Raw genomic sequence first — 18,950 nt, 5'->3', positions numbered from 1 at the left:
TGAATCTCTCAGGCGCCGGCACCCGTCCGGCAGGGGACAGAGCGGAGAGGGTAGCACCGGCCCGCAGGCCGCCTTTCCGGGCGGCCCCGCCACCTGAGGAGCACCTGTGACGACGACCCCTGACACCGCCCGGACCGGAGGCGAGTTCGTCGCCCGCCATCTGGGCCCCGACGCCCACGGCCTGGAACGCATCCTCGACACCATCGGCGTGGGTTCGCTGGATGAACTCGCCGAGCGGGCCGTGCCCTCGGTCATCCTCGACGAGGTGGGACCAGACGGGCGCGCGGAGGGGATCGACGCCCTACCGGAGCCGCTGTCGGAGGCGGACACCCTCGCGGCGCTGCGCGAACTCGCCAACCGCAACACCGTCGCCGTGTCGATGATCGGCCAGGGCTACTACGACACGCTCACTCCGCCGGTACTGATCCGGAACATCATCGAGAGCCCGGCGTGGTACACGGGCTACACCCCCTACCAGCCGGAGATCAGCCAGGGCCGTCTCGAGGCGCTCCTGAACTTCCAGACGATGGTCTCCGACCTGACCGGTATGGACATGGCTAACGCTTCCATGCTGGACGAGGGCACGGCCGCGGCCGAGGCTATGACGATGCTGCGACGGGCCAACCGCTCCTCCAAGAGCCCCCGCTTCGCCGTCGACACCGACATCTTCCCCCAGACCGCGGCGATCCTCGCCACCCGCGCGGAGCCCCTGGGCATCGAACTGGTCACGGCGAACCTGCTGGACGACGGCCTGCCCGAGGGAGAGTTCTTCGGGGCGCTCGTGCAGACCCCCGGCGCGTCCGGTCGTGTCGCCGACGTGTCCGGGCTCATCGAGCAGTGCCACGAGCGGGGCGCCATGGTCGCCGCGGGTGTCGACCTGCTGGCGGCGACGGTCCTGACCCCCGCGGGGGAGAAGGGTGCGGACGCGTGTTTCGGCACCACCCAGCGCTTCGGGGTGCCGATGGGCTTCGGCGGGCCGCACGCCGGTTTCCTCGCGTGCCGCAGCGCGCACGCCCGCAACCTTCCGGGGCGCCTGGTCGGGGTGTCGACCGACGCCGACGGCCGGGTCGCCTACCGGCTCGCCCTCCAGACCCGTGAGCAGCACATCCGCCGGGAGAAGGCGACGTCCAACATCTGCACCGCCCAGGTCCTCCTGGCGGTTCTGGCCGCGATGTACGCGTCCTATCACGGCGCCGACGGTCTCTCGGCGATCGCCCGCCGGGTGCACGCCCACGCCGACGCTCTCGCCCGGGGGCTGCGCTCGGCCGGGGTCGACGTCGTCCACGACGAGTTCTTCGACACGGTCCTGACCCGTGTACCGGGACGCGCTGATGAGGTACTGGCCGCCGCCGCCGCGCGCGGGGTGAACCTGTGGAAGGTCGACGACGACTCCGTGTCGATCGCGTGTGACGAGGCCACCACCGCCGAGCACGTCGGGATCGTGCTCGAGGCATTCGGCGCAGGTGCCGTCGGGGCCGTCGAGATCCCGGTGGATCCGGGACACGGGGATCGCACGAGCGAGTTCCTCCAGCACGAGGCGTTCGTGCGGTACCGCACCGAGACCGCGATGCTGAGGTACCTGCGGGCGCTCTCGGACAAGGACATGGCGCTGGACCGGACCATGATCCCGCTGGGCTCGTGCACGATGAAGCTCAACGCCACCAGCGAGATGGAGCCCATCACGTGGCCGGAGTTCAACCGACTCCACCCGTTCGCCCCGGCGGACCAGAGCGCCGGAATCCGCGAACTCGTCGCGGATGTCGAGCAGTGGCTCGTCGACATCACCGGGTACGCGGCGGTCAGTCTGCAGCCCAATGCCGGTAGCCAGGGCGAATATGCCGGACTCCTCGCGATCCGCGGTTATCACCGATCGCGCGGGGAGGAGGACCGGACGGTCTGCCTCATCCCGTCGTCCGCCCACGGCACCAATGCCGCCTCCGCGGTCATGGCCGGAATGAAGGTCGTCGTGGTGGCGTGCCGTGAGAACGGCGATGTCGACGTCGACGACCTGCGCGCGAAGGTGGACAAGTACGGCGCCGAACTGTCGGCGATCATGATCACCTACCCGTCCACACACGGCGTCTACGAGCACGACATCGAGGAGATCTGCGCGATCGTCCACGATGCCGGGGGTCAGGTCTACATCGACGGGGCCAACCTCAACGCGCTGGTCGGGGTCGCACGTCCGGGCCGGTTCGGGGGCGACGTGAGCCACCTCAATCTGCACAAGACCTTCTGTATCCCCCACGGTGGCGGTGGGCCGGGTGTCGGCCCCGTCGCGGTGGCCGAGCACCTGCGCGATTTCCTGCCCGGGCATCCCCACGAGGACGGCCTGGGCGCGGGTGGCGTGGTCTCCTCGGCCGCGTTCGGCTCCGCGTCGATCCTGCCCATCACGTGGGCGTACGTGCGGATGATGGGGGCCGACGGACTGCGCCGGGCCACGCTCACCGCCATCGCCAGCGCGAACTATCTGGCCCGGCGTATCGGGGAGCACTTCCCGGTGCTGTACTCCGGTGACGGCGGGTGGGTCGCCCACGAGTGCATCCTCGACCTGCGCCCGCTCATCGACTCGGTCGGCATCTCGATCGACGACGTCGCGAAGCGTCTCGCCGACTACGGCTTCCACGCGCCCACCATGAGCTTCCCGGTCCCCAACACGCTCATGGTCGAGCCGACCGAGAGCGAGGACCTGTCCGAACTGGACGCGTTCTGTGATGCGATGGCGGCCATTCGCTCCGAGATCGACCGCGTCTCCGACGGTGAGTGGACCGTGGACGACAACCCGCTCAGGGGCGCGCCCCACACGGCCGAGAGCGTGTCCGCCGACGAGTGGGCGCACGCCTACCCGCGCAGCGTCGCGGGGTACCCCCTGGGGTCGACCTGGCGCCCGAAGGTGTGGCCGGCCGTCCGCCGGATCGACGGGGCCTACGGCGACCGCAACCTGGTCTGCTCGTGCCCGCCGTTGGACGCGTTCGCAGAGGACTGAGCCGGCGCCGGGGTCCGGTGTTGTCGTACCCGCATGACACGGTACGGGGCATGACGACGACCGGACCCCACCCGATCCCCGCACTCCCCGCGGCCTGCCGCGAGTGGTGCCGCGCGCAGCCTCCCGCGCTGCTGGTCGCCGACGAGTACGTCGGGATCGATCTGGACCTGTGGAACCTGCGCCTCGCGGAGAAGCGCGTCGACCTACGCCTGGTCGCCGGTGGCCTCGACGGCGGGCGGGTCGAGTCCGGGCCCGGGTACCTCCGCAGGAGCGACCTGTGGGCGGCGGGTCGGCGTGCCCGGGGCAGTCTCGAGGAATCCGTCGTGGCGCTCTACATGTGCGCCGCCTGGCTGTCCGGCCACCCGTCGCGATCGGGGGTGCGGCGCGGGCTGCCGGACTTCCGGGTGGCCGAGCGGGACCGGCACGGTCGGGTATCGGTCTCCTCCCACGGATACCCACTCGTGCTGCACGAGGTGGTGGACTGGCTCGACGCGCCGGTGGAGGCGATGAACCTCCTGCGGCACGGGGCTCCCGCCGGCAGAGCGGGGCGCGGCGTTCCCGACCTGGGGTACCCCCTGGCGTCGCTGTACCTGTCGTCGTTGGGCATGGCCTGGTCGGCGCCGGATATCGTGCCGGTCGATCCGGCGGGGATCGGCACCCTGATCCACGCCGGCTGGACCGAGATCGACTCGGCCTCCCGGCTGACCCCGCGGCGCTACCAGCGTTACCTGGACGTGGTCGCCGCGTGGGCTCGCGAGGCGGCCGTCGACCCGCTGGTGATCGAGATGTGGCTCGTCCGGGAGTGGCACGACCGGCGGGCGCCGGCCGACTGCTCGGGCGCGTCCGACCGGACGCATCGGGAAACCCGCCCGCGCTGACCCGGTGGCGCGCTAGGGTCCGCTCCATGGAACCCCGGAGAACGACCGTGGACGTCCCGGCAGGCACCCTCGACGTCCTGGTGTGGGAGCCGGACGGCCACGCGGCCGACACTGCACCGGTGCGGACGGTGTTGGCCCTGCACGGCTTCCCCGAGTCGGCGTGGGAATGGGAACGCGTCGCCGCGGACCTGGTGACTCAGGGTGTCCGGGTGGTGGCCCCCATGCAGCGTGGATACTCGCCCGGAGCGCGTCCGCACGATGTGGCGGACTATGCCATCGAGCACCTGTCGGCTGACGCCCTCGCCGTGGCGGACGGTCTGGGGCTCGAGCGTGTCCACGTGGTCGGTCATGACTGGGGGGCGTCCGTGGCATGGTGGCTGGCCGCCCACCACGCCGATCGGGTCGCGAGTCTCACGGCCATCTCGATCCCGCATCTCGCGGCGTTCTCCGATGCGATCGGGGCGGATCCCGATCAACAGGCCCGGTCGGCGTACTTCGGATTGTTCCGACAGGAGGGCAAGGCCGAGGACGTGCTCCTCGAGGGGGATGCCCACCGATTGCGTGCCATGTTCGGCGGGCAGGTACCGCCGGATCTGGTGGACAGGCATCTCGAGGTGCTCGGGGAGCGCTCGGCCCTGACCGCGGCCCTGCACTGGTACCGCGCGATGCGGAGGTACGACCTCCCCGACGTCACCGTCCCCACCACCTTCCTGTGGGGCGGGCAGGATCCCGCGGTCGCGCGCAGCGGGGCCGACGCGACGGCGGAGCGGGTGACGGCCGAGTACCGTTTCGTCCCGCTCGATGACCTCGGTCACTGGATACCGGAACAGGCCCCCGCGTTGGTGGCACGCGAGGTCCTGGCCCGGATCGCCTGACCGCCCCGAGGCGTGTCAGTCCTGCCGCAGCTCCCGCTTGAGGAGCTTTCCGGACTGGTTGCGGGGCAGTTCATCGACGAACACCACCCGCTTGGGCACCTTGAACGGGGCGAGGTGCTCGCGCGTGCCCGCGACGATCTCGTCCTCCGTGGCGTGAACTCCGTCCTTGAGGACGACGACCGCGGTCACCGCCTCGATCCACTTGGGATCCGGGGTGCCGATCACGGCGACCTCGGCGACCCGCTCGTCCCGGTACACGGCGTCCTCCACCTCGCGGGAGGCCACCAGGACACCGCCGGTGTTGATGACGTCCTTAATCCGGTCGACCACCTCGACGAACCCCTCCGGGTCACGCACCACGAGGTCCCCGGAGTGGAACCACCCGTCGCGGAACGCCTCCTGCGTGGCCTCGGGCTTGTTCCAGTACCCCTGGCACAGTTGCGGGGAGCGGTAGACGATCTCACCCTGCTCGCCGGCCGCGACCTCCGCGCCGCTCTCGTCGACGACGCGCGCCTCGACGAAGAAGACGGGACGGCCGGCACTGGCCGGGCGTGCATCGTGCTCCTCGGGACGCAGGACGCACGCCAGCGGCCCGATCTCGGACTGCCCGAAGCAGTTGTAGAAACCGAGCTCGGGGTACTTGTCGCGCAGGCGCTGCAGCACGGTGACCGGCATGATCGACGCGCCGTACTGGGCCTTGCGCAGGCTCGACAGGTCACGCGTGTCGAGGTCGGGGTGAGAGGCCAGCGGAACCCAGACCGTCGGTGCGAGGAACAGCGACCCGATCCCGTCCTCCTCGACGCGCCGGAGGATCTCCGGGATGTCGGGCGCGGCCATCAGGTGCACCGTCGCCCCCAGCGAGAGGTAGGGCATCGCGAACACGTGCATGGCCGCGGAGTGGTACAGCGGCATCGTCACCAGTGGTGCGTCATCCGCGGCGAGGTCGAGGGAGAGGATGCAGCTGACGTACTCGTGCGCCAGTGCCGCGTGCGTCATCATCGCGCCCTTGGGCCGCGAGGTGGTGCCCGAGGTGTACAGGAGCTGCGCGAGGTCGCTCCCGGATGCGGGGGAGTCGACGGGCCGGGCCTCGCCCCGATCCACTGCCGCGCCCAGCAGCGTGCCGTCGGCGGGGTCCCCGGCGGCGGGTTGCAGCGCGAGCGTCTGCAGCGACGGCAGGGTCTGGACGACGGTCTCGAGGGTCGGCGCCTGTGCGGGGTCGACCAGCACGAGTGAGGCGCCGGAATCCGTCAGGAGGTACTCGAGCTCTCCGCCCGTCAGGGCGTAGTTCACCGGGACGTGGGTGTACCCCGCCCGTGAGGTCGCGAGAAAGCCGATGAGGTAGGCGTCCGAGTTGACCCCGTAGGCGGCGATCCGCGCACCGTCGTCGAGCCCCCGAGCGGCGAGCAGGGAGGCGACCCGGTCGACGGCGGTGTCGAGTTCGGCGTAGGTCCAGCGACGGTCGGCGAAGGTCAGGGCGACCCGGTCGGGGAACCGGCGGGCGGACCGTCGCAGGATCGCGTCGACGGTCCCGGCGCCGGCGGACGAGAGGGGGGACAGAGGGGTCGTGGTCATGGTCCGACTCTATAGCGGACGGTGACGTCGTACCCCGGGTGGTCAGTCGCCGGACCGGAGGAGGTCCAGGACGGCCCGGGGGATCTCCCCGGTGGCCTCGCGCGGGGTCCACGGTTCACTCGGGACCCACTGGGATCCGCATCCGCGGCACGCGAACAGCGGCTCTCCCCGACGCTCGACCGGGGTCTCGTTCCAATTGCACAGGTCGCGGCAGGAGCGCACGCGCAGGGGTGCGAGGTCGGGGTCCGGGCGGCGTCGCGCGAGCGAGCGGAGGGAAGCGAAACCAGTCATGTCACCAGCGAGGATAGACCGTCGGGAAGGCCGGGGGTGGACGCGCGGCGTCCGGTGGCGGTACGGGGCGGGTCGGTGGCCGCCCGGTGCGACGGCGGTATCCTGATCGGATCGGATCGCAGGGTGAACGGAGTGGACCGATGAGCGCATGCCCGTGTGGCAGTGGGGACGGGTTCGGGACGTGCTGCGGTCCGATCGTCGAGGACGGCCTACCCGCGCGCACGGCCGAGCGGCTGATGCGGTCGCGGTACACGGCGTTCGTGCTGGGGCACACGGACCATCTCTGGCGCACGTGGCATCCCCGGACCAGGCCGCCGACGGTCGAGGCATCCGACGTGGAGTGGACCGGGCTCACCGTCGTGGAGGTGGTCGCCGGAGATGAGGGCGACGACGACGGGGTGGTCGAGTTCGAAGCGCGGTACACCGGCCCGGAGGGCCCGACCGTGATGCGGGAACGGTCGCTGTTCGAGCGCAGGGGCGGGCGCTGGACGTACCTGACGGGGTCGGATCCCGCGGGCGACTAGGACCGGGCGGGGTCGTCCGGCTGGCGGGTCACGATGAACGAACTGATCGTGCCGGGGGTGGTCACATCGATCCGGCCGATCCTGACACCGCGGGGCACCGTCCAGGCCACCATTCCCCGGATCTCCTCGCCGGGGGTGGCCAGGACCGAGGGGACCAGCGGGTCGTCGACGATTCCCGCGGGGTTCTGGATCCGCTCGAAGGGTCGTCCCGAGGGGTCGAAGGCGGAGAAGTCGGCCGGACCCAGCTCGGGCTGCCCGGACGACTGCACGGCACGGACATCCACCACCAGCACGGCGTCCGAGTACGCGGAGGACGGCTCGATCCGCAGGTTCGACACGGTGACGGTGGCGTCCCACAGATCGCCCGAGACGGGGAACGGGCGGTCGAACTGCTGGGATGAGGGCAGCGGGCCGCTGGGCTCGGCGGTGGGGACGGGCACGGCGCGTTCGTCGTCGTCGCCGAGGAGCGACGGAGAGCAGGCACTGGTCAACACGGTCGCCGCCGTGACCACGGCGGCGAGGGCGGCGCGACGCATAGGGGCGCTCCTGTGGCGGGATCGTGCGCCGGGCCGGTCCCGGCAGTCCCTGATCCTACGGCCCGTCGGGGTCGGGGTCATCGGAGGCTCGCAGGTCCCGCGAGTGTTTGCCCGCGACCCGGCGTACGAGGTCCGGGTAGACGTCATCGAGCTCCGCGGAGATCTCGGCCAGCTGGATCTTGAAGTTGACCGGCACGAACACCCGGTCGACGAACTCCGACTCGGCGGTGATCGCCTCGCCGTCGAAGACGTACCGGCACCACAAGGAGTCGCGGTTGAGGATCGCGACCTCGGTCTCCGCGGCGGCCGCGTCCTCCACCACCGACACCAGCGGACTGCGGAACACGATGAGCGGCAGGGAACGGTGCGCGCGCACGAAGAGCAGGACGCACCCGGCGGGGACGGTGAAGACATCGTGCTCGTCGGCCCGGACGCGCCGCCGGTAGACCTCGGTGAGGGCCGCTTCCACAGCCCGGGTCGCCTGGTCCGGATCGGTGATCGGCTGCGGGCGGAAGTCATCCTCGCCGCCCGGGGGGCTCCCGGCGTCGGACGGGTCCCCGTCCGGGTCCCCGTCCGGAGCCCCGGGCTCGACCGGACGCGCGCCGACGAGGTCATCCGGATCGGAGTCGGTGACATCGTGCAGGAACACCGGGTGTCGGATCCCGAACACCTGTTCCAGGGTCCCGGCGACGAGGTGGGACAGCTCGCGGGCCCGGTCCGTCGTCAGGCTGACACGTGGGCCGGCGGCGGGATCCGGTTCACGACCCGTGTCGGCGGCCTGCCATCCGAGGGCCGAGAGCTGCGCCAGTTGCGCGGGGCGCAGGGGGGTGGGGGTGTCCTCAGAACCGCCGCCGGAGACCTCGGCGTCGACCCGCCCGGAGGCGACGGCGGTGAACCGGATGTACGGCGTGTGCGCGGAGGGCGCACCGAGGACGGGTACCGCCAGGTCGAAGATCGCGCCGGGGACCAGGTCGCGCAGGAGATCGGCCAGGTGGGAGGCGAAACGGTCCCACCCGGCCGCGATCGACGCGTCCACGTCGAACTCGAATGCCGGCATGCAAGGCAGTCAACCACCGAGCCACCGTCTCCGTGAGCGGTTCGACAGGGTCCGGCGCACGGGTCCCGGCGCGCGCCGATCAGTTCCCGGTCGGCGGATGCCCTGCCTGATAGTCCGACCAGTACTCGTCGGAGCCGTCGAACCCGACCCTGATGCCGCCGCGGTGCTCGATGATCTCCGGTTGGATCGGCGCGATGGTCCGGGACGCGGCCAGTGCGGAGTCGACGTCAGCGAACTCGGCGAGGTGGCGTAGCTGGGTCCAGGTGGGCGGCAGCAGCATCGAGTGGCCCGTACGGAAGTCCGCCAGCAGGTCCACGGGGCGGGCCCACATGGTCAGGTCCACCTCGGTGGTCAGGTCGTCCGGCTCCTGCCCGCCCGGCAGTGCGGCGAGGAAGAACCGGGTGTCGTACCGGCGCTTCTCGACCTCGGGAGTGATCCAGTGGTCGAACGGACGGAGACGGCCGGCGGCCAGCGAGAGCTCCTCCCGCTCCAGGAAGCCGCTGAACGACAATTCGTGGGCTTCGAGCTCGGCCCGGGCCGAGTGGTACCTGCCGGCATCCGAGACCGCGGCTCCGTCGAGGTGATCCGCCAACAGGACACCGCACTCCTCGAACGTCTCCCGGGCGGCGGCGCAGACCAGCCGGCGGGCCCGCGGCTCGTCGCACCCGAGGCGCTCGGCCCACCAGGTGGGGGCCGGGCCCGTCCACGCGAGGTCGGGGTCGTCGTCGGCGGCGTCCACCCCTCCACCCGGGAAGACGGTCATCCCACCGGCGAACGCCATACCCTTGACGCGGCGGGCGACGAACACCTCCGGGCCGGCGGTGGAATCGCGGATCACCATCACGGTGGAGGCGTCCTTGACGGGGCGGGCGGTGCTCTGGTCAACCTCGGTCATGCTGTCAGTCTCGCCCGACGCGGTGGCGCGCCCCACACCGGGGTGGGTGTGGTCAGTCGGAACCCGTGGCAGCCGGAGGCAGGACGCCGTAGAGCACGTGGCGGACCTGCTCGGTGACAGTCCCGCGGCTGTCGCTGACGGGGGAGCGCTCCACCCCGCACCGCACGATGGTCATGTAGAGCACGTCGAACACGGTCTGGGCCGGACCGGCGAGGTCGTCCGCGGTCGCGGAGGTGCCCGAGTGACCTGCGAGGACGCCGGCGATGAGGTCGCGAAGCTCTCCGAGGATGCGTTGCGCCTCCGCGCGGTGCGGCCCGGGCTCCCCGAACAGCGTCTCGCGGTGGTACGCCGCGATGTTCTCCGGCTGCCTGTCGAGCGCCACCAGGAGAGGTTCGCACAGGGTGACGAGATCGTTCACCGGGTCGCCGGTGGCCGGGACGGTCTCGACCATCGCGCGGAACTCGTCGTTGGCGACCATGCACAACAGTTCGCCCTTGGACTGCGCGTACCGGAACAGCGTCCCCGTCCCGACCTCGGCCAGATCGGCGACCTCCTGGGTGGTCACCGAGGAGTAGCCGCGACGGGTGAACAGGTCGCGGGCGGCCGCGTGGATGCGCCGCTGCTTGTCGGCCTTGTTCAACTCCCGGCGGCCGGGTTCGCGGGTGGGGGTCACGAGAACCACTCGGTCGGCGGGCCGGCCATCAGCAACAGCGAGAACACGATCGCCACCACGACGAGCGTCGCCACCAACGCGAGGGCGGGCGACCGCACCGCGAAGGCCAGCACGCGCTCCGGGAGCGTACGCGGGGCGTCGCCCTCCGGGCCGACCCGCCACGGGCCGTCGAGCAGTCCACGACGCTCCACCGACCGCTCGAACGGGACGGTCGCATAGGGGATCACGGCGGAGGCCAGACCGAGGACACCGGTCCCTGCGGTCCACCGCTTGTCGGTCCAGACCGCGACGGTGGCCACCGCGTAGCAGAGGAACACGAACCCGTGGACGCTGCCGCCGACCATGGTCGCCCAGTCGAATCCCAAGCCGTACTTGCCGATCATGCCCAGGATCAGGAGCGTCCAGGTGACCACCTCCGCGAGCGCGAGTCTCTTGTACAGGATGCGGGGGGTCACAACTGTCCTCCATCGATCGGGTCGGGGTTCGTCGGACATGCTACGGACCCGGGCCGCGCGGGTAGGTTCCAGGTCGGGGGCGGGTTCACCCGTGGAGGGCGAGTGAGGCGAAACGCACCTCGCCCGCCTCGTCGCAGGCCGCCAGGTCCACCACACCCTCGATCGCCCAACCGTGGTCGCCCTCCGGGTCGTCGAGCACCTGCCGGACCCGCCACGTATTGGTCTCCACGCCGGGGCCCGACTCGGTGACCGTGAACAGTGCGGGGCCACGGGCCGCCGGCCCGGTTCCGATGGCGTCGTACTCGTCCCAGTAGGCGTCGATCTCCGAGTCCCAGTCGGGGTGGTCGGGCACGTCGGCGTCAAGTTCCGCCAACCGCTCGATGTCGTCGCGCGAGAGCAGTTCGACGCGGCGGAACATCGCGTTGCGCACCATCACGCGGAACGCGCGCCTGTTCGCGGTGACGGGCCTGGTGTTCCCGGCGGACTCACCGAACGCGAGCTCCGCGACCTGGGCGGACGACACATCCGGGTCGGTGAGGAGCTCCCACTCGTCCAGCAGGCTCGAGTCCACCTGTCGGACCAGTTCGCCCAGCCACTCGACCAGGTCCTCGAACTCCTCGGAGCGTCGGTCGGCGGGGACGGTCTGGCGCAGTGCCCGGTAGGCGTCGGTGAGGTAGCGCAGGACGGCTCCCTCGGAGCGGCCGAGCCCGTAGGCCGAGACGAGGTCCGAGAACGTCATGCCCCGTTCGACCATCTCCCGGATGACCGATTTCGGTGAAGGTTCGATCCCGGCGACCCACGGATGCCCTGCGCGGTAGGCGTCGTACGCGTCGGCGATGAGGTCCCCGAGCGGCTTGGGCCACGAGATGTCCTCGACCAACTCCATGCGCTCGGAGTACTCGACCCCGTCGGCCTTGAGCGCCCCGATCGCCTCCCCACGGGCCTGGCGCTGCTGGGCGTACAGGATCGGCCGGGGATCGTCGAGCACGGCCTCGATCACCGAGACCAAGTCCAGCTCGGGGGTGGGGGACTCCGGGTCGAGCACCTCCATCGCAGCGATCGCGAACGGCGCCAGCGGCTGGTTCAGCGCGAAATCCCGTTGGAGGTCCACCGTCAGCCGGACGTGCCGCCCGTCGCCGTCGGGCTCCGGGAGCCGTTCCACGATCCCGGCGGCCTCCAGTCCGCGGAACAGCTCGATCGCGCGGAGCACGTGCCGACGTACCCGCGCGCGGGTCTCGTGCGAGGACAACAGCAGGTGCCGCATGTGGTCGTAGCAACTGCCGGGTCGGGAGATGATGTTGAGCAGCATCGAGTTGCTCACCTCGAAGCGACTGGTCAGTTCCTCCGGCTGCGCGCCGACGAGCTTGTCGAAGGTCGACCGGGACCAGTTGACGAACCCCTCGGGGGGCTTCTTCTTGCCCGCCTTGGCCTTCTTCTTGGGGTTGGCGGCGGCCTTCGCGGCGGCCTTGGCGTTCTCGATCTCGTGCTCGGGGGCGAGCACCACCACGAACCCCTCGGTGTCGAACCCGGCCCGACCGGCACGGCCCGCGATCTGGTGGAACTCGCGGGCCTTGAGGACCCGCTGACGACGGCCGTCGAACTTGGTCAGGCCGGTGAACAGCACGGTCCGGATGGGCACGTTGATCCCGACGCCGAGGGTGTCCGTACCGCAGATGACGGTGAGCAGGCCGTCCTGCGCCAGCCGCTCCACCAGCCGCCGGTATTTGGGGAGCATGCCCGCGTGGTGGACGCCGATCCCGTGGAGCAGGAGTTTGCGCAGGGTGCGGCCGAACGCGGTGCTGAACCGGAACCCGCCGATCTCCTCGGAGACCGCGGCCTTGCGCTCCTTGGTCGCCACCGAGAGCGAGGTCAACGCCTGGGCCTGTTCGAGTGCGGCGGCCTGGGTGAAGTGGACGATGTAGACGGGGGCCTTGCCGTCACGGAGGAGCAGTTCCACCGTCTCGTGGACGCCGCTGAGCTCGTACTCGAACGACAGGGGGACGGGGCGTTCGGTGCCGCCGATGTGCACGCACTCCCGACCCGTGCGCCGACGCAGGTCCTCCCGCAACCAGTCGACGTCCCCGAGGGTCGCGGACATGAGCAGGAACTGCGTGTCGGGCAGTTCGATGAGCGGCACCTGCCAGGCCCACCCGCGGTCCGGCTCGGAGTAGTAGTGGAACTCGTCCATCACCACCTGGCCGATGTCGGCGGCCGACCCCTCTCGCAGGGCGATGTTGGCGACGATCTCGGCGGTGGCGCAGACGATGGGGGCGTCGGCGTTGACCGAGGCGTCGCCGGTGAGCATGCCCACGTTCTCGGCGCCGAAGACCTCGCACAGTGCGAAGAACTTCTCGCTGACGAGCGCCTTGATGGGGGCGGTGTAGTAGCTGCGGACACCTCGTGCCATCGCCGAGAAGTGGGCCCCCAGTGCCACGAGGGACTTGCCGGAGCCTGTGGGGGTGGCCAGGATCACGTGGCTGCCGGCGGCGATCTCGAGGACGGCTTCTTCCTGCGCCGGGTACGGCGTCAGCCCCCGGTCGGCGGCCCACGCCACGAACGCGTCGAACACCGCCTCGTCGTGCAGGTCGGCGGGGACGTCGTCGAGGTCGGCGAGGAGGTGGGGCAGATGCACCGGTCCGAGCCTAGTCGCCGGGGTCGGTCAGTCGTTCATCTCCGGGCCCCGGCCCGACCCGTCGTCCTCGGCCTGCTGGGCCAGGAACCGCTCGAACTCGGCACCGATCTCGTCGCCGGAGGGCAACGGCTTGCCGCCGGGGTTGAGTGAATCGGAGCCCAGCCGCGTCTCCATGAACTGGTCGTACTGCTTCTCCATGAGCTCGACGGCGGTGAGGACCTCGTGGTTGTTCTCGATCTGCGCGTTGACCTGCGCGGTGAACTCCTCGGCGGCCTTCTCCAGTCCGGTGGTCGGCAGCTCGAGGTCCGCGAGCCGCGAGACGTTGTCGACGAGGTTGAGCACCGCCGCGGGGTACGCGGTCTGGGACAGGTACTGGGGGACGTGCACGGTGAAGCCCGCGGACGGGATCCCGTGCTCGGCCATCCGCAGCTCGAGCAGTGAGGTCACGTTGCCGGGCACGGAGAACTCGCCGGGCCAGGCGGTGAACCCCTGGATGAGGTCCACATCACTGGCGTGGGCGCTGGAGTTGGTCGGCCGGGTGTGCGGCACGCCCAGCGGCATGGCCCCGAGTCCGATCGACATGCGGACGCCGAAGGTGGCGGCCAGATCGATCACGGAGTTGGTGAAACCGTCCCACTTCAGGTCGGGTTCGAGGCCCGAGAGCAACAGGAACGACGTGCCGTCGGTGGCCTTGACGGCGTGCAGTTGGATCGTCGGCTGGTCGTACTCGGAGAACCGATCGAACGAGTATTTCAGGTGGGGGCGGCGGGACCGGTAGTCCACCAGCTCGTCGACGTCGAACTCGACGATCAGCTGCGAGTCCAGGGTTTCGCGGAGGTGTTCGGCCACGCCCTGGATCGCCTGGCCGGCATCCGAGAACCCCTCGAGTCCGTGCACGAGGACCGGCCCGCGGCCGTCCTCAGAACGCAGGTCGGGAACGGGTTCGATCATTCGGTACAGATCGCTGTGCCTGGCCATGTCGACTCCTCTCGTCACCACACCCCGTCCGTCGGGAGTACGGGGTCGCCCGGTCGTCCATCCGGGACGGGGTTCACAACTGTGACAACGACACCGCGCCCGGGTTGATTCCCCGGTGGCGGTGCCCCTGCCGTTCCCCACAGGTCGTCCCCCTCTCCACAGGCGGGGCGCGACAGGACGCCCGCAGGCCTCCGGTGGCCGACCACGTGCCCGATGGTGAGACCGGTGCACGGCACCTGCGGGCCGGGACCCGGGCGGGGCCCAGGACGCGCGAGACAGGAGACGGATGAGGACGATGACGACCGGCGAGATGATCGACGATGACGGGGCGGACGGACGGGCGACGGTGGTGATCTCCTCGCCGGAGGAGTTGATCGCCTCCATACCGGCGATGCTCGGGTTCCCACCGGGCCGGGGGTCGGTGGTGGTGCTGTGCGGCGAGACGGCCGACGGCGGGCAGGGGCCGGTGGTCCGTATGGATGTCGACGGGTTGCTGGGGGCGGGACGGGGCGACCCCGATGACGACGAGTTGCTCGACGGTGACGACGACGTGGACGGTTATCACGACGGCGGTCCCGACGACGCTTCCGTGGGGCGCTCGAACCCGGCTGTCGATCCCGGTCCCGCGCGCGGGTTGGCGCAGTTCTGCGCGCGGGAGGGGATCGGGTCGGTGCATCTGGTCGTGGTGCACGAGGACTGCGTGGAGGACTACCACGCGGGCTTGCGGGCGGAGGACGCCGCATCGGCGTTCGAGTACTGGCTGGGTGTCGCGGGCACAGAGGTCGCGGCGGCCTACGGCGTCGGCGAGTTCGCCGAGGGCGCACCGTGGGTGGACCTGTTCGGGATGGTCCGTGGGGTCCAACTCGATCCCGACTCGACGCAGATCGCCGCGGTCCACGCGTACGGTGGCCGGGTCCGGGCCGGCTCGCGGGACGAGATAGACCGGATGTACCTCGTGCGGGACGCGGACGCCTGCGACGAGGATCCCCACGAGTCGGGGCCGCCGCGGGTGGACGGGGCCCGTCGGGTGGCGGAGGCGGTGGTGGCCGAGGCGGTCGAGCGTCACGACGACGCCGCACGTCGACTGGAGGTGGGGGAGAGTGTCGACGACGACGAGCTCGCCGGAATCGGCCGGGACCTGCTCGTCATCGCGGTTCGGGACGAGATCTACCGGCGGCTGGCCCAGCGGGGTCTGGGCGACGGCGACGGCCGACGTCTCGTGTGGTGGGCGGTCGCGCGCCGGAGGCCGGGGCGCGAACGCTCGGTGGCGCTCCTGCTACTCGGCGCCGCGGCCTACTTCGACGGTAGCGGGGTGCACGCCTGGTCGGCCCTGTCGGCGGCCCTGGACGCCGACGCCGGCAACTCCCTCGCCCGGCTCCTGATCGACAGCCTGCACGCGGGCCTGTCTCCGGAACGGCTCAGGCAGGTGGCCGCGGCCGCCTGAGCCGCTCCGGGTCAGCGCGGAGCCGAGTGCGCGCGGTCGCCGAGCGCCTCGGTGAACGCCCAGGCGTCCTCGACGACCGTACGCAGGTCGGTGCGGGAGGGGTTCCACCCGAGTTCGGCGATCGCCCGGGCGCTGGAGGCCACGAGCACCGCCGGGTCGCCGGCGCGACGTGGGGCGACGACGTCGGGGATGGGATGTCCGGTGACCTCCCGGCACACGTCGATGACCTCACGGACGGAGAACCCCTCACCGCTGCCCAGGTTGAGCACCCGGTGGGTGCCGGGAGTGTTGGTCTCCAGCGCCAGCAGATGGGCGTCGGCGAGGTCGGCGACGTGGATGTAGTCGCGGATGCACGTGCCATCGGGGGTGGGCCAGTCGTCACCGAAGACCTTGATATCGGCGCGATGGCCGAGCGCGACCTGCAGCACGAGGGGGATGAGGTGGGTCTCCACGACCCGGTTCTCGCCCGCACCGTGATAGGCCCCGGCGACGTTGAAGTAGCGCAGGCTGGTCGCGGCGAGACCGTACGCGGTGGCGTACGACGTGATGGCGTGATCGATCGCGAGTTTGGTGGCCCCGTAGGTGTTGGTCGGACGCGTGGGCATGTCCTCGGTGATGGGGACCTGCTCGGGCTCGCCGTAGGTGGCGGCGGTGGAGGAGAACACCAGGTTGCCCACCCCGGACTCACGCATCGCGTCGAGGAGGGCCAGGGACGTGACGACGTTGCCCTGCCAGTACTCCCCGGGCTTCTCGACGGACTCGCCGACGAGGGAACGCGCGGCGAAGTGCAGGACACCGTCGAACGAGGAGTCGAGAACCTCCGGCGCGCGTACGGCCACGTCCCCCTCGACGAACGTCGCCCCCTCGGGAACCCCGTCCCGGTTACCCGTGGACAGGTCGTCGAGCACCACCACCTCGTGACCGCGCTCGATCAGGACCGTCGCGCAGACCCCGCCGACATACCCGGCGCCGCCGGTGACGAGCAGCTTCACGAGACGATCTCGACCTGGATCGCGTGGGCGTGGTCGCCGTCGAGTTCCACCGTGTGCCCCTCACCGGAGTCGAGCTCGACGAGGTGCCCGCGGCGGGTGGCGGTGACGGTTCTGAGCGGTTCGACGCCCGCGGCCCGGAGCTCGGAGATCAGTTCCGTGTCGATCTGCACGTTCTCACCGATCGCCCGGATCCGGACCCGGTGGGCCACGTCGCTCTCCAGCGCCGAGAGCCTGATCTGGTTGGGGTCGTCGAGGGCGGAGGCGGGGTACCCGATCCGCTCCAGCCCGGGGATCGGGTTGCCGTAGGGAGAGGTCCGGGGGTCATCGAGGACCTCGATGAGCCGCCGCTCGACGTCGTCGCTCATCACGTGCTCCCAGCGGCACGCCTCGGCGTGGACCTTCTCGAGCTCCAGTCCGATCACGTCGACCAGGAGACGCTCGGCGAGGCGGTGCTTACGCATCACACCCACCGCGAGTTCCCTGCCCGTGGCGGTGAGCTGGAGATGCCGGTCGGGGGCCACGAGGACCAACCCGTCGCGCTCCATCCGCGCGACGGTCTGGCTCACGGTCGGCCCGCTCTGCTCGAGGCGCTCGGCGATCCTCGCCCGCAGCGGGATCACGCCCTCCTCCTCGAGTTCGTAAATGGTGCGGAGGTACATCTCGGTGGTGTCCACCAGGTCCTTCACGCTGCAGTCCTCCACGGTCGGATCGTCGATAGGTGTGCGACTCCCCGCAGGCGCGGGCGCCGTCAGGGTTCTGCCTCCGAGACTACCGTCGGGCCACCGACCGGGGTGGAGAGCGGACAATCGGGGGCCGGGCCCGGTGCCACACGCGTAGATTCACGGGTGACGTGCCCCACTGCTCGCTCGGGGTGCTCGGGCCGGGAACGACCCGGCCCACGGGAGGACGGTGGCTATGGCCGGGATCGGGGACGGCGTCGCGGCGAAGGTCGTGTGGAGTCCGTCATTGCTGGAGTACCGGCATTCCGCTGACCACCCGATGAGTCCACGGCGGCTCGATCTGACCATGTCGCTCGCGACCGAGCTCGGCGTCCTGCAGGGTGTCGAGATGCTGGACCCCGGGTCGGCCAGCGAGGACGAGCTACTGAGGGTCCACACCTCCCGCTACATCGACGCCGTCAAGGCCGCCGGCGACCTGCCGCCCGGTGAGCATGTCGGGATGAGCCACGGGCTCGGGACGGCCGACAACCCGACGTTCCCGGCGATGCACGAGGCCAGCGCGGCGGTCGCGGGCGGCACGCTGACGGCCGCCCGGGCCATCGCCAGCGGGGCCGCGACGCGTGCGGTCTCCGTCGCCGGGGGGATGCACCACGCCATGCCCGCTGCCGCCGCCGGGTTCTGCGTCTACAACGACGCGGCGGTGGCGATCAGCTGGTTGCTCGACAACGGGTACGACCGCGTTGCCTACGTCGACATCGACGTCCACCACGGGGACGGCGTCCAGACCGCGTTCTACGAGGACCCGCGGGTCCTGACGGTGTCCCTGCACCAGCACCCAGCCACCCTGTGGCCGTCCACCGGCTGGGCGTCGGAGACCGGTGTCGGCCGCGCGGAGGGCACCGCCGTCAACCTGGCGTACCTCCCCGCGGTCACCGATGATCTCTGGCTGCGGGGCTTCCACGCCGTGGTCCCCGGAGTGCTGCGGACGTTCGAACCCCAGATCATCGTCATGCAGGCCGGGTGCGACTCGCACCGCGAAGACCCGCTCGCCGACCTCTCGTTGACCGTCGACGGTCACCGGCAGTCGTATCTTGAGGTCGTGGCGCTGGCTGACGAACTCTGCGAAGGGAGACTCATCGCGATCGGCGGGGGCGGCTACGAACTGGTGCGGGTGGTCCCGCGGTCGTGGACCCACCTCATCGCTGCCGTGCTGGGGGTCCCGCTCGACCCGGCGACCGCGATCCCGGACCAGTGGCGGGCCGCGGCCGGCAGGTTCACCGTCCCCGACCGCGTCCCGCAGACGATGGGGGACGGGGAGACCCCCGGCTACACCCCGTGGGAGCCCGCGGGATCCGATCGGGGGGTGGAGATGGATCGTTCGCTCGCCCGTCTCGACCAGTCGATCCTCGACACCCGCCGCTCGGTCTACCCCCTGCTCGGACTCGACCCGGACGATCCCCGCGACTGACCGGCGGCACTGCA

The 18,950-nt window shown here is 70.9% G+C and carries 17 protein-coding genes; 6 read left to right on the top strand and 11 right to left on the bottom strand.

Annotated elements, in window-relative coordinates; genetic code table 11:
- Positions 1–106 precede the first annotated feature (106 nt).
- The 3 genes from gcvP to CK206_RS03290 are packed head-to-tail and all read left to right on the top strand — an operon-like array spanning position 107 to position 4,739.
- On the top strand, positions 107–2,986 hold the full coding sequence (gene gcvP / locus CK206_RS03300; protein WP_096905538.1) for an aminomethyl-transferring glycine dehydrogenase: 2,880 nt from the start codon (positions 107–109) through the stop codon (positions 2,984–2,986).
- Between the two features lie 50 nt (positions 2,987–3,036).
- A complete protein-coding gene (locus tag CK206_RS03295) occupies positions 3,037–3,864 on the top strand; it encodes a hypothetical protein (protein WP_096905537.1) in 828 nt (275 codons plus the stop codon).
- A gap of 26 nt (positions 3,865–3,890) precedes the next feature.
- Complete coding sequence (locus CK206_RS03290) at positions 3,891–4,739, top strand: alpha/beta fold hydrolase (protein WP_173674757.1); 849 nt, start codon at positions 3,891–3,893, stop codon at positions 4,737–4,739.
- Between the two features lie 15 nt (positions 4,740–4,754).
- Here the strand turns inward: CK206_RS03290 and CK206_RS03285 are convergent, their stop codons facing one another.
- Together CK206_RS03285 and CK206_RS03280 are read right to left on the bottom strand one after the other, a co-directional pair.
- The gene (locus CK206_RS03285; RefSeq protein WP_096905535.1) at positions 4,755–6,311 is read right to left on the bottom strand and encodes a fatty acyl-CoA synthetase; all 1,557 of its coding nucleotides are present in this window, start codon (positions 6,309–6,311) and stop codon (positions 4,755–4,757) included.
- A gap of 42 nt (positions 6,312–6,353) precedes the next feature.
- On the bottom strand, positions 6,354–6,602 hold the full coding sequence (locus CK206_RS03280) for a hypothetical protein (RefSeq protein ID WP_206471979.1): 249 nt from the start codon (positions 6,600–6,602) through the stop codon (positions 6,354–6,356).
- Positions 6,603–6,742: 140 nt separating this feature from the next.
- Between CK206_RS03280 and CK206_RS03275 the strand changes: the two genes are divergently transcribed.
- The gene (locus CK206_RS03275) at positions 6,743–7,126 is read left to right on the top strand and encodes a YchJ family protein (RefSeq protein WP_096905534.1); all 384 of its coding nucleotides are present in this window, start codon (positions 6,743–6,745) and stop codon (positions 7,124–7,126) included.
- On the opposite strand, the gene CK206_RS03270 is transcribed toward CK206_RS03275, so the two are convergent.
- From CK206_RS03270 to CK206_RS03240, 7 genes are all read right to left on the bottom strand, one after another.
- Positions 7,123–7,662: a hypothetical protein gene (locus tag CK206_RS03270; protein WP_096905533.1), complete on the bottom strand. Its 540-nt coding sequence runs from the start codon at positions 7,660–7,662 to the stop codon at positions 7,123–7,125. The genes CK206_RS03275 and CK206_RS03270 overlap by 4 nt on opposite strands.
- 55 nt (positions 7,663–7,717) lie before the next feature.
- Positions 7,718–8,719, bottom strand: coding sequence for a hypothetical protein (locus tag CK206_RS03265; RefSeq protein WP_096905532.1), 1,002 nt, complete (start codon positions 8,717–8,719; stop codon positions 7,718–7,720).
- 79 nt (positions 8,720–8,798) lie between these two features.
- A complete protein-coding gene (locus CK206_RS03260; protein WP_067715878.1) occupies positions 8,799–9,614 on the bottom strand; it encodes an NUDIX hydrolase in 816 nt (271 codons plus the stop codon).
- A 52-nt stretch (positions 9,615–9,666) separates the two neighbouring features.
- Positions 9,667–10,287, bottom strand: coding sequence for a TetR/AcrR family transcriptional regulator (locus CK206_RS03255; protein WP_067715815.1), 621 nt, complete (start codon positions 10,285–10,287; stop codon positions 9,667–9,669).
- On the bottom strand, positions 10,284–10,742 hold the full coding sequence (locus CK206_RS03250) for a DUF3817 domain-containing protein (protein WP_096905531.1): 459 nt from the start codon (positions 10,740–10,742) through the stop codon (positions 10,284–10,286). Before CK206_RS03250 ends, CK206_RS03255 begins: the two co-directional genes overlap by 4 nt.
- 85 nt (positions 10,743–10,827) lie before the next feature.
- Positions 10,828–13,374: an RNA helicase gene (locus tag CK206_RS03245; RefSeq protein WP_096905530.1), complete on the bottom strand. Its 2,547-nt coding sequence runs from the start codon at positions 13,372–13,374 to the stop codon at positions 10,828–10,830.
- 27 nt (positions 13,375–13,401) lie between these two features.
- Complete coding sequence (locus CK206_RS03240; protein ID WP_096905529.1) at positions 13,402–14,352, bottom strand: proteasome assembly chaperone family protein; 951 nt, start codon at positions 14,350–14,352, stop codon at positions 13,402–13,404.
- Positions 14,353–14,638: 286 nt separating this feature from the next.
- Between CK206_RS03240 and CK206_RS03235 the strand changes: the two genes are divergently transcribed.
- A complete protein-coding gene (locus tag CK206_RS03235) occupies positions 14,639–15,796 on the top strand; it encodes a DUF4192 family protein (protein ID WP_241504281.1) in 1,158 nt (385 codons plus the stop codon).
- A gap of 11 nt (positions 15,797–15,807) precedes the next feature.
- Here CK206_RS03235 and galE read toward each other — a convergent pair whose 3' ends face one another.
- Positions 15,808–16,788, bottom strand: coding sequence for a UDP-glucose 4-epimerase GalE (gene galE, locus CK206_RS03230; RefSeq protein WP_069390204.1), 981 nt, complete (start codon positions 16,786–16,788; stop codon positions 15,808–15,810).
- Positions 16,785–17,474, bottom strand: coding sequence for a metal-dependent transcriptional regulator (locus CK206_RS03225; RefSeq protein ID WP_096907248.1), 690 nt, complete (start codon positions 17,472–17,474; stop codon positions 16,785–16,787). The genes galE and CK206_RS03225 overlap by 4 nt, the downstream gene beginning before the upstream one ends.
- Before the next feature lie 229 nt (positions 17,475–17,703).
- Here CK206_RS03225 and CK206_RS03220 point away from each other — a divergent pair, with 229 nt between their 5' ends.
- The gene (locus CK206_RS03220; RefSeq protein ID WP_096905527.1) at positions 17,704–18,936 is read left to right on the top strand and encodes an acetoin utilization protein AcuC; all 1,233 of its coding nucleotides are present in this window, start codon (positions 17,704–17,706) and stop codon (positions 18,934–18,936) included.
- Positions 18,937–18,950 lie beyond the last annotated feature (14 nt).

Source organism: Dietzia sp. WMMA184 (assembly GCF_002441635.1).
Lineage (GTDB): Bacteria > Actinomycetota > Actinomycetes > Mycobacteriales > Mycobacteriaceae > Dietzia > Dietzia kunjamensis.
The sequence above is the reverse complement of the archived record's forward strand: the minus strand, read 5'-3'. Positions and strand labels throughout refer to the sequence as shown.